Origin of the sequence: Paenimyroides viscosum (genome assembly GCF_003858535.1) — a bacterium.
Classification (GTDB): Bacteria; Bacteroidota; Bacteroidia; order Flavobacteriales; family Flavobacteriaceae; genus Flavobacterium; species Flavobacterium viscosum.
In genome coordinates, this window is the sequence record NZ_RQTJ01000036.1 from 18,200 (window position 1) to 29,909 (window position 11,710).

Annotated in this window: 10 protein-coding genes and 1 tRNA gene; 10 read left to right on the plus strand and 1 reads right to left on the minus strand. The window is 35.6% G+C overall.

All coding sequences use genetic code 11. The features are described 5' to 3' along the window. The first annotated feature begins 24 nt into the window (after window positions 1-24). The 8 genes from EG242_RS12825 to EG242_RS12860 all read left to right on the plus strand — a co-directional run bounded on the left by EG242_RS12825 (window position 25) and on the right by EG242_RS12860 (window position 9,297). The gene (locus EG242_RS12825) at window positions 25-408 is read left to right on the plus strand and encodes a hypothetical protein (protein ID WP_124900261.1); all 384 of its coding nucleotides are present in this window, start codon (window positions 25-27) and stop codon (window positions 406-408) included. Further along, complete coding sequence (locus EG242_RS12830; RefSeq protein ID WP_124900262.1) at window positions 405-1,124, plus strand: head GIN domain-containing protein; 720 nt, start codon at window positions 405-407, stop codon at window positions 1,122-1,124. Before EG242_RS12825 ends, EG242_RS12830 begins: the two co-directional genes overlap by 4 nt. Window positions 1,125-1,246: 122 nt before the next feature. Beyond that, window positions 1,247-1,320 (plus strand) — tRNA-Met (locus tag EG242_RS12835). A gap of 413 nt (window positions 1,321-1,733) precedes the next feature. Then, window positions 1,734-2,111, plus strand: coding sequence for a hypothetical protein (locus EG242_RS12840; RefSeq protein ID WP_124900263.1), 378 nt, complete (start codon window positions 1,734-1,736; stop codon window positions 2,109-2,111). Window positions 2,112-2,200: 89 nt separating this feature from the next. Further along, window positions 2,201-6,532: a CusA/CzcA family heavy metal efflux RND transporter gene (locus EG242_RS12845; protein ID WP_124900264.1), complete on the plus strand. Its 4,332-nt coding sequence runs from the start codon at window positions 2,201-2,203 to the stop codon at window positions 6,530-6,532. Window positions 6,533-6,539: 7 nt separating this feature from the next. Next, window positions 6,540-7,676: an efflux RND transporter periplasmic adaptor subunit gene (locus tag EG242_RS12850; protein ID WP_124900265.1), complete on the plus strand. Its 1,137-nt coding sequence runs from the start codon at window positions 6,540-6,542 to the stop codon at window positions 7,674-7,676. A 2-nt stretch (window positions 7,677-7,678) separates the two neighbouring features. Then, a complete protein-coding gene (locus tag EG242_RS12855; protein WP_124900266.1) occupies window positions 7,679-8,566 on the plus strand; it encodes a cation diffusion facilitator family transporter in 888 nt (295 codons plus the stop codon). 77 nt (window positions 8,567-8,643) lie between these two features. Continuing rightward, window positions 8,644-9,297, plus strand: coding sequence for a superoxide dismutase (locus tag EG242_RS12860; protein ID WP_235831915.1), 654 nt, complete (start codon window positions 8,644-8,646; stop codon window positions 9,295-9,297). A gap of 144 nt (window positions 9,298-9,441) precedes the next feature. Here the strand turns inward: EG242_RS12860 and EG242_RS12865 are convergent, their stop codons facing one another. After that, a complete protein-coding gene (locus EG242_RS12865) occupies window positions 9,442-9,801 on the minus strand; it encodes a hypothetical protein (protein WP_235831916.1) in 360 nt (119 codons plus the stop codon). Window positions 9,802-10,848: 1,047 nt separating this feature from the next. Between EG242_RS12865 and EG242_RS14905 the strand changes: the two genes are divergently transcribed. Further along, window positions 10,849-11,220 carry a hypothetical protein gene (locus EG242_RS14905; protein ID WP_162497627.1) on the plus strand — a complete coding sequence of 124 codons (372 nt, stop codon included), beginning with the start codon at window positions 10,849-10,851 and terminating at the stop codon, window positions 11,218-11,220. A 66-nt stretch (window positions 11,221-11,286) separates the two neighbouring features. Beyond that, window positions 11,287-11,508 (plus strand): Na+/H+ antiporter NhaA, encoded by a 222-nt coding sequence (locus tag EG242_RS15260; RefSeq protein WP_397259052.1) that lies wholly within the window; start codon window positions 11,287-11,289, stop codon window positions 11,506-11,508. Window positions 11,509-11,710 lie beyond the last annotated feature (202 nt).

The window sequence follows — 11,710 nt, forward strand, 5'->3', positions numbered from 1 at the left end:
AGCTTTGTGTGTAGTTAAATAAAAATGGGCACTTTAGTAATTAGTTTAAAAGAAAATAACAAGTATAAATATACGTATAACAACCGCAAAGGAAATGTAATTTTTACAAGCAACAGTTACCTTTCTAAAGCGCATTGTTTAAGCGAGATAAATGTTATTAAACGCAATTTTTCAATAATAAAGTTTATACATTATAAAACGCCTTCTGGAAAAATGTTTTTTAAGGTGAATTTAAACGATCATATTTTAGGAGTAAGCAGAAAGTTTACAACCCCACTTTTAATGGAAAAAGGTATGAACGATTTACTAAAAAACTTCATTAGTTCAGAAGTGTTAGATTTTACCGAGAATGTTTTCGATGCATTTCCGGAAGATGTATTTTCAACAAATAATATAGAAGCATCATGAGAAAATTTTTAGCATTATTTTTTGTTTCCCTACTAACGGTAACAAGTTATGCACAAGAAAGAAAGATTAAAGGAAACGGAGTAGTTCAAGAAAAAAACCGTAAAGTTCAAAAATACACTAAGCTGGTGGTAGAAGGCGAGGTAACGGTCGAAATTTTGAATAATCCATTTAAAAATACCATTAGAACATCGGGTGATGCCAATTTACATCAGTTGGTACAGGTAAGTGTTGTAAACGAGGTGTTGACACTGAAACGAAAACCCGGGTTTGTAATCGTAAATCAAACAGAACCATTGATTGTAACATTGGCAACTAAAGATTTAACCGAAATTACCATGACTGGTGATAATGGATCGGTAACAAATATGGGAGCTATAGAAATTCCGCAGTTAACCTTAACCAACACAGGTAGTGGTAAGATGGAGTTAAGAGTTAAAACCGAAGATTTGTTATTAAATACCGATAATAACGCATCAATTACTGTAGAAGGCAATGCCAATACGGTTAAAATAAATAGTAAAGGATCGGGTGATGTTAATGCAAAAGAATTGTCGGCATTTTTTACCGAAATAAAATCAACAGGTTCGGGGAATATCTATACAAATACAGTAAATGGAATTGACGGAAGCTTAGATGGAACAGGTAATTTATACTACAGAGTAACAAAAACAGTGAATGTAACAGAAAATGGAGCAGGTAAAGTTATAAAACAATAATTTTAATTGGTTCATAAACAGAAGGGTAGAAAACTATTAAAAAAAAAGATGTTTTAAATGCATTTTTTGTTTTGTAGATATCAAAAATACTCCTACATTTGCAATCGAAATAAATAACCAATGGCGAGGTAGCTCAGTCGGTTAGAGCGCAGGATTCATAACCCTGAGGTCACGGGTTCAACTCCCGTCTTCGCTACTAAACAGGACAAATGAAATTTACTTTCTTTTGTCCTGTTCTTTTTTGGTAGTAATTCTCTGTTTATCTGAAAGATATACCCGCTAATACACCCACTGCATAAAATACTGTCCTCTAAAATAGCGATACTTTTAAACGTCTGATCACAGATAGGGTAGTGCGAGCATCCCAAAAACTGATTCCCGTTTGCTCATTCTACTACATAATAACTAATTGAATCCTCTAATCACTGGTGCCAAACTTTGGTATTTATCAAAAATTTTCTCTTATATTATATCCTTTTAATTTTAAAAACTTCTTTCTTTATAAAACAAACCATGCACTCTAGCAGGTAATTGAACGTAACAAGGTTTTAATATTATTTTAATGAGTTAGTTTACTCAAAAAACAATAAAATTAGTAGCTTTGCGAAAGTGAAGAAGTTTCTGGTACTATTTATAATTGCAGCCTATTTTTTTTCAACAACAGAATTGGTTCAGTTGTTGAAAGTACCTGTGCTGATCAATCACTTCGTTGAACATGCAGAAGAAGATAATAGCATGACTTTTATGGATTATATCGTGCATCACTACGGCGGTCATGAAAAAGATGCCGATTGGGAAACCGATATGAAACTTCCGTTTATGCAGCATTCGGATCTTTTGAACATAGTGGTTATACCTGCCGAAAACTTAAACTTACCCGATAAAATAACTGTTGATACACACTTTAAGACAATTGTTTTTTATCGTCAAGGAATAATTCCTAATTCTTATCTATCTTCTATTTGGCAACCGCCAAAACGTTGTTAATCAATTTTTATTGAAAGTATGTATCCTATCCAAAAGATAGGGTGTAATGCTATATGTTTTTGATTAATAATAATTTAAATAAGATTTTAATGCTTAATAAAATAATTGAGTTTTCCGTACGGAACAAACTCATTATAGGGCTGTTTACCTTAGCCTTAGTGTTTTTTGGTACTTATGAAACTACAAAGCTACCAATTGATGCACAACCCGATATTACCAACAATCAGGTACAGGTTATTACGGTAGCACCGTCTTTTGGTGCGCTGGATATAGAACGCTTGGTAACTTTTCCGGTAGAACAGGCAAACAGCAATATAAGCGGTATTGAAGAAATACGCAGTTTTTCTCGTTTCGGTTTATCGTTGGTAACCATTGTCTTTGATGATGATACCGATATATACTGGGCGCGCCAACAGGTAGCCGAACGTTTACAACAGGTAAAAGATCAGATACCAGATGGTATTGGAGCACCGGAAATGGGACCGATTTCTACCGGATTAGGAGAAATTTATCAGTATGTAGTTCGTGCTAAAGAAGGCTATGAACATAAATACGATGAAACAGAATTACGCACCATACAGGATTGGGTTGTAAGACGACAGTTACTGGGCGTAAAAGGTGTTGCCGATGTAAATAGTTTTGGCGGAAAATTAAAACAATACGAAATATCGATAAATCCGCAACAGTTACAGGCACATAACCTCACAATAAACGATGTTTTTAACGCTTTAGAAAAAAACAACCAAAATACAGGTGGGGCTTATATAGAAAAAGGTCCAGCGGTATTGTTTATCCGCAGCGAAGGTTTAATAGGATCTATCCATGACATAGAAAATATTAAGGTTCAACAGTCAAATTCTGGAACACCTGTTTTTGTTCGAGATGTTGCCAAAGTAAACATTGGTTTTGCTATACGTTATGGTGCTATGACTTATAATGATCAGGGTGAAGTTTCAGGTGCAATAGTAATGATGCTTAAAGGAGCCAACAGTAACGATGTGGTTCAGAATATAAAAGAACGCTTGGCAGAGATTCAGAAAACACTACCCGAAGGCGTGGTAATAGAACCCTTTTTAGATAGGGCAAAAATGGTAGATAATACCATAAGTACCGTTAAAACAAACCTGGCAGAAGGTGCGCTGATTGTGGTTTTTGTATTGGTTGTCTTTTTGGGTAATTTCCGTGCAGGTTTTCTGGTAGCATCTGTAATTCCTTTATCTATGCTGTTTGCCATAATCATGATGAATATGTTTGGCGTGGGTGGTAACCTTATGAGTCTGGGAGCTTTAGATTTTGGTTTGATTGTAGATGGTGCCGTTATTATTGTCGAAGCCGTCATGCATCAGTTGGCGCATCGTAAAAAGTTCGGGTTAAATAACCGCCTCAGCAACGCTGACATGGACAATCAGGTAGTTTCATCTGCAACAAAAATGGTTAATAGTGCGGTCTTTGGTCAAATCATTATTTTAATAGTGTATCTGCCCATATTTACATTAAGCGGTATCGAAGGTAAAATGTTCAAGCCTATGGCGCAAACAGTTGCCTTTGCTTTAATTGGTGCCTTTATTTTATCGCTAACGTATGTTCCCATGATGAGTTCGCTTATTTTAAGCAAGAAGAAAAAAGAACGACCAAACTTTTCAGACAGGGTTATGAGCAGGGTAGAAAACTTCCATCAAAAGTATCTTATAAAAGCGCTTCGCATTCCAAAGTTGATATTAGGGGTAGTAGGGGCATTGTTTGTGGGTGCGGTTGCAGTATTGTCTGGAATGGGGGGCGAGTTTATCCCATCTTTAGAAGAAGGCGATTTTGCGGTAGAGGCTCGTATTTTACCCGGAAGCAATATTAATACTACCATTGAATATACCAGTAAGGCGGCAAAAATCCTTAAAGATCAGTTTCCAGAAGTTGAAAAAGTGGTAACAAAAATTGGAAGTGCCGAAATACCTACCGAACCAATGCCTATGGATGCCGGTGATATGATTATTGTATTAAAACCCAAGAAAGAATGGACATCGGCTAATACATTTCCTGAGCTATCAGAGAAGATGAGCAAGGCAATCCATACCATTCCCGGACTAACGGCAGGTTTTCAATTTCCCGTGCAGATGCGTTTTAACGAATTAATGACCGGCGCACGTCAGGATGTTGTTTGTAAGATATTTGGAGAAGATTTAGATTCGCTGGCATTAAATGCTCAAAAGCTTGGAGCGATCATTCAAACCGTTCAAGGTGCACAAGATCTGTATATAGAACCGGTAAGCGGTATGTCACAGGTTGTCATAGAGATGGATCGCAACGCAATTGCCCGCTACAATCTAGATATTGCCGATGTGAACCGTATTATAAATACAGCATTAGCCGGTCAAAGTACGGGAATGGTATTCGAAGGCGAACGCAGGTTTAATCTGGTTGTTCGATTGGATGATGCCAAACGTAAAAATATCGATGACATCAGAAATATATTGATTCCCACGAACAATGGAACACAGATACCGTTGGCGCAACTTGCCAAGGTTGAATTAAAAAACAGCCCCAACCAAATACAGAGAGAAGATACAAAACGCCGAATAGTGGTAGGTTTTAATGTACGAAACCGTGATGTACAAAGTATTGTAGAAGAACTACAAAGTAAAGTAGATGCCGAAATTAAATTGCCAACAGGCTATACCATTTCATATGGTGGAGCGTTTGAAAATCTAAATCAGGCAAAAGCTCGTTTGGGAATTGCTGTACCGGTATCGCTGGCATTAATTTTTCTGTTGTTGTACTTTGCCTTCAGGTCGGTAAAATACAGTCTGTTAATTTACACGGCTATTCCGTTATCGGCAATTGGCGGTGTATATTTCTTAGCATTGCGCGGCATGCCGTTCAGTATAAGTGCAGGTGTTGGTTTTATTGCATTATTTGGTGTGGCAGTACTAAATGGTATTGTGCTGATTGCCGAATTTAACAGGTTAAAAGACAGCGGAATTGCCAATACAACACGTATAGTGCTGTTGGGAACAAAAGTAAGGCTGCGCCCTGTATTAATGACGGCTTTTGTCGCATCGTTAGGCTTTTTACCTATGGCTATAAGCACAGGTTCTGGTGCCGAAGTGCAGCGTCCGCTGGCAACCGTAGTAATTGGCGGCTTAATGCTGGCAACTTTTTTAACCTTATTTGTACTACCTATACTTTATATTTTATTCGAAAAAATATCAAAACCTAAAAAACGTAGAAAAACAACGAAGTCTTTAGCCGTGATAATTCTTTTGCTATGTAGTGTGTCAAGTTTTGCACAACAAAAAGTTACGTTACAGCAAGCTTTAACCATCGCTAATGAAAACAGTTTAGTTGTAAAAAACAGTACATTGCAAACGCAGTACCAGCAAAAATTAAAAGAAAGTTATTTAGATATTCCTCAAACTGCTGTCTCGGGCGAATTTGGCAGGATCAACAGTTTATCAAATGACTACAAAATTGGCATTAGTCAGGAAATTTCTTTTCCTACGGTTTATAATCGAAAAAAAGACTTTTTAAACCAACAATGGAAAGAAGCTTTGGTCAACGAAAAAATTACGGCAGCTAATTTGGAAAAAGAAGTGACCGAAGTTTTTTACCGATTATTGATTCTTACCCAAAAACAGCAGTTATTACAACGTGTCGACAGTCTTTTTGTCGATTTTTTAGAGAAAACATCTAATCGCTTAACACATGGCGAAGCAAATGTAATGGAAAAAGCATCGGCCGATTTGCAGCGTTCACAAATAAAAATCCAACTGAAAGAACTAAGAACGGTATACGATATCACGCTGTTAAAATTTCAGCTATTATTAAATGCTACTGAACCTTATCAGCCGGAAGGTGAAATTATCAGTGAGATAAACAGCGAACAATTACTTGCAGATAATAACTTAAATCATCCGGAATTACAGTTGCTTAAGCAGCAGGTAAGTAGTTATGAAGCCGCTGTTAAATTAGAAAAAGCTAAGTTTTTACCTAATTTAATCATTGGTTATTATACACAAACCATGCAGGATATTAATAAAGGTATGTTTAATTCTGTTCAGTTGGGAATTGGTATTCCCATCTTTACAAAAGCACAGAAAGCGGTAGTAAATGCAAGCAGACAAAAAGTGGAAATTGCAGAAAACGAGTTTGCTTATCAAACGTTGCTTTTTAAAAATAAACTGCAGGAATCTTTAGCCAATTATTATACGCAAAAAGAAATTCTGAAAGATTATAAAGAAAAACAGCTCCCTAATGCCGAATTAATATTTAAAACTGCCGAAGTACAGTTTGCAGCCGCCGAAATAGATTATTTACAGTGGATTATGCTTAACAATCAGGCAATTGCCATTCAAAGTAATTATTTCGAAACGCTAAGTCAATACAACCAGTCGGTTGCCCAGTTAAACTATATTTTATACGCTAAATAAAAATTAAATGAAATATCTATTTATAATATTAAGTGCCTTTTTGATACTGTCTTGTAAAAACGAAGCAGTTAAAGAAGAAACCGCAAAGCCGGCATCTAAAGTTGTCGAAAATCAATTGGAATTAACAAACGAACAACTAAAAACAATTGAACTCAGCACTGTTAAAATGGCGAAAAAGCAGATTTCGGGTACGTTGCAGTTAAACGGCAAGGTTGATATTGATCCCGATTCTAAAGTATCAATATCCAGTGCTTTGGGCGGACATGTAAAATCGGTTCGTGTTTTACCTGGTAAATTTGTTAGGAAAGGCGATGTAATTGTAATTATCGAAGACAATCAGTTCATACAGATTCAGCAGGATTATCTAACTACACAGGCACAATTATTAAGTGCAGCCCCAAATTATAATCGACAAAAAGAACTGAATACGACCAAATCTACAAGCGATAAGCTAATGCAGCAGGCAGAAACAGAGTATAAATCTTTACTGGCAATAAAAAACGGATTGGAAGAAAAACTAAGGTTGTTAAACATAAATCCATCAAAAGTAGCAGCAGGAAAAATTCAAAGAAGTATAAATATCGTTGCTCCGTTTAGTGGTGTTGTAAGCGGGGTAAATGTAAATAAAGGCAAATACGTAGCCCCTTCTGACGTGCTGGTAGAGTTGATAAATCCGCAGGGGTTGATCTTAAAAGTAAAGGTTTTTGAAAAAGATCTGCCTAAAATAGCAATTGGTCAAAATGTAACTCTTTTTACAAACGGCGATGCCGATAACAAACTAAAAGCGAAAATTATAACCAAGGGCAACAGTATTTTAGAAGACGGCAGTACAGAAGTTATCGCCAAATTGATAAATGCAAATAAGTCAGAATTAATAAACGGACTATATATTAATGCGTTGATTGATCTGGATAATGTTGATGCTTTTACTTTACCGGCAGATGCCGTTGTATCTTTTGAAGGCAAAAATTATGTTTTTGAACAGATAGCTGCAGGAAAGTTCCGTATGATGGAAGTTGAAATAGGCACTGCTAATGAAGGATTTGTTTCTATACAAAATCATAGCTCATTACTGAATAAAAATATAATTGGTAAAGGAGCCTATTCATTACTTATGGCACTTAAGAACAAAACCGAAGAGTAATTATGGAAGAAACAAGGGAAAAACAAGCTGTAAAAGCTATCTATTTTAGTATCATTGGTAATTTTCTGCTGGCGTTGTTGAAATATCTGGCAGGTTATTTTGGAAATTCTTATGCATTGATTGCAGATGCAATTGAATCAACTGCAGATATATTCTCTTCTTTTCTGGTATTATTCGGATTAAAGTATGCACAACGACCTGCTGATAAGAATCATCCGTACGGTCACGGTAGAATCGAACCTCTCGTCACTTTTGCGGTAGTAGGCTTCCTAATAATATCTGCAACCATAATTGCGTACGAAAGTATACAGAATATCGGTACACCGCATCAACTTCCTAAGCCTTGGACATTGTTTGTATTGGGAGCAATTATCATTTGGAAGGAAGCATCCTATAGATTTGTGATCAAGAAAAGCAGGGAAACGAACAGTTCTTCATTAAAAGCCGATGCATGGCATCATCGCAGTGACGCGATAACATCTGTTGCAGCATTTCTTGGAATTTCTATCGCGTTGCTGCTTGGAAAAGGATATGAAAGTGCCGATGACTTTGCTGCCTTGTTAGCTTCGGGATTCATTCTTTACAACTGTTATCTTATTTTCCGACCAGCTTTTGGAGAAATCATGGATGAAAATGTTTATCAGGATCTGATAAATGAGATAAAAATGAAGTCTGTAGATGGAATTGAAGGAACGGAAAAGTGCTTTGTTAGAAAGTCAGGATCTAAATACCACGTTGATCTGCACGCGATGGTAAGTGGCAAGCTTACAGTGACCGAAGGGCATGATACGGCACATCGCCTGAAAGATTATTTAAGGCATCATATACCTGACTTGGGACATGTGCTTATTCACGTAGAACCATTTAAAGAAAAAAGCAAGCCTTACTAATCAAAAGAAAAATCATAACAAGCTTTTTAACTCAGTAAAAATTAAAACCTAAATTATCAATGAAAACAATCATCACAATGGCAGTCTTTGGGATTGCATTTACGCAGACAATATCTGCACAATTTAAACAGGCTGCTCTTCCATATGCCTACAATGCATTTGAAAATGTTGTTGATGCACAAACAATGGAACTTCATTATTCAAAGCATGCGGCTGGGTATGTAAACAACCTTAATAAGGCTGTTGCGGGTACGGCTTTAGAAAAAGAGCGACTGGAAAATATTCTGGAAAATATTTCAGAGCACAGTGCTGCTGTTAGAAATAATGCCGGGGGTCATTACAATCATGAACTGTTCTGGAGTGTTCTTACCCCTAAAAAGAACACGCAGCCTTCGCAAGAGCTGTCAAAAGCAATAAACGATGCTTTTGGTAGTATGGAAGCATTTAAAGAAGCGCTCAATAAAGAGGCTGGTGGAAGATTTGGTTCGGGATGGGCATGGCTGGTTGTTACTCCCGAAAAAAAATTGGTTATAACCTCTACTCCTAATCAGGATAATCCTTTAATGGATGTAGCTGAAGTAAAAGGAATCCCTGTTTTTGGAATTGATGTATGGGAACATGCCTATTATTTAAAATACCAAAATAAAAGAGCTGATTATCTTACTGCGTTGTGGACAGTTGTTAATTGGGAAACAGTTAGCAGTAGGTATGCAATTGCAATCGGTAGCTAATTACTGAAACTATGATCAACTAACACGGGTCAAAGCATTATTGCCTATTTGCACCTTACATAAATAAACAACCCCTTGTGAGTATATACTCATAAGGGGTTGTTATTTTTAATGTTGAATTAATAATTTTATTAAGAAACTGCGTTAATCCAGAATCTTAACTTCAATAGGTTTTAAACTGTTGCCGTTGTTCTCTACGGTTACTTCCAAACTATTCCCTTTTTTAAGTTCACCAAAAGGAACATCGGTTCCGCCTTTTGTAAGTTTGGTAGTTTCGTTAAAGTAAAGTTCCAAAATTTTTCCATCCGCAGTCTCCACATAAATTTCCTGTTCTTCGGGGTCAACTTCCTTTGCAGTTCCCGTGTAGGTTCCGCTTGCTACTAGGTCTGTGTTCTCAATTTCGGCTGTTCCACCGTCTTTGTCTTTTGCTTTTTTGTTATCGCAAGACCATAGCATAACCGATGCCGCGAATAACATTGCTGGTAATAAAACTGATTTTTTCATAATACGCAATTTTAATTTTTATGAAGTTACAAAAAATATATGTAATTGTAAAACAGCTTTGTAGAAAGTAGTACAGTAGCGTTAACTTTAAAAATGTAATATTCCGTTTAAGCCTCGGTCTTAAAATGAAATTTTTTTATCAGTCTGTTTCAAGATGCTGAAGATAGTCTGGATGCTCATATTTCTTTTTTGCTGATCGATGCCGAATCACAACAATAGCAATTAGAAAGATGCAAAGAAGTAGGAGGGCGGCTGTTGTTTGCACGGGCTGATTTTAAGTGATCAAATATAGATAATGTTTGATGATATTTATTTGATAGATTAACAGAGATAAAAGGCATCATTTTTCAGCAAGATAATTGTATTATAAACTGCTTAAAAATAGTGTTTTAAAGACTTCATCTAAGCAGGCGTTATTTAATTTTCTGTTTTATAGCTTCAAAGTTTTCATCTAAAAGTAATTTATAGAATTCTTTTACTTCTGTCCAATCTTTAGCTTTGTAGTCCATTTGGTTTCCATCAAACACAATCGCTAAATTTAAAAACTTGTCTGTTTCAATTACATTTTCATCATTTGTAATAACCGAAACCCAAAATACACCGTGCTCATCATCAGTTTCCTGAATTTCTAATATTGCTTTCTCAATATCAGAAAAATCAATATTCTCTTTACTGTATCCGCCACTATAATCCCAATTTTTCTAATTTAGGATTGTAACGTTGTCCATATTATGAGTTCAATAACAGTATAAATGGAGTTTTAATCCTCAACACTTTAATTTCCCTTTCTTTTTTCCACGCACATTAAAAAGTTTTGTACGGATATCGGGAAAGCATAACGAAAAAATATCAAACGTTTTTCCTGTGTTTATTTTTCCCGTTATACTTTCTGTGGCTCTGTCAGTCACAAGAGTTTTAAAAGTGATTTAATCCGCTTTTCATGAGCGGATGTATTGGAATTTACACTACTTCCAAACAAACAGATAAAAAGACAGCTAAGTTGGAAAGAGCAGCCCACGCACCAGCCAGCCAAACGCTTACGGCATAATGAAAAATAAAAAAAGAAACTTACGTCAAATTCTTTTTTATTTTTCACTCTTCGGGACTTATTCCGTTTCTTTTAGGCTCTGCAATGCCCTTTCTGTCTATCTGCTTTCTTTTCTTGCTGTTTTTTGTTTTGGAAAATATTTTTTGAGAGGGAGTTTCTCGTATATTCAATCGGGTGAGGATGCAGATACCGCTTGTGTTTTTGATGGATTTCTCGTAACTTCTTTTTCTTGTAAAGGTTTCGGAGCAAGAAAAATGAAGCAAAAAGAACACGGCTTTGTTGTAATGGAATATTTATATCAAATACGGCTTATCCATACGGTTCACGTAACAGTACATTTCTTCCTTTTTGAGTTCTGGGAAGAATTTTAAAGCTTTTTTCAATGGCGTAGTTTGAAAGAAAATAAATTTCGTCACGGATATCTGTCATAAATTAAAATATGGCAATTACCTGAAGGGAGCGATTTTAAACATATTTTAGGTATAAGTTTCTTAGCTGGTATTGGATTTACTATGTCAATATTTTTTCAAATCTTTCCTTTAACAAGCCAATTTTTTATTAATGATGCTAACTTGGATGTTTTAGTCAGTTCATTATTAGCTGGTTTAATCGACTTTATTATTTTAAGAGATGTAAGAAGATCAAAAAAGAGATTGTGATTCACAATCTCTTTTTTTTTAACGATTATAAAAAGGTATATTTAAGAAAACTCAACTTTCTTATATTTTTAATCGTCATATATTTAGATTTCGATTAATAGATATAAAATAGTTTCCTAAATCGATCAATATAAAATACATATATTAGCCCCCTATAAAGCTGGAGTGAAATTAAGAAATTAATTATATAACTTTGGTTTTA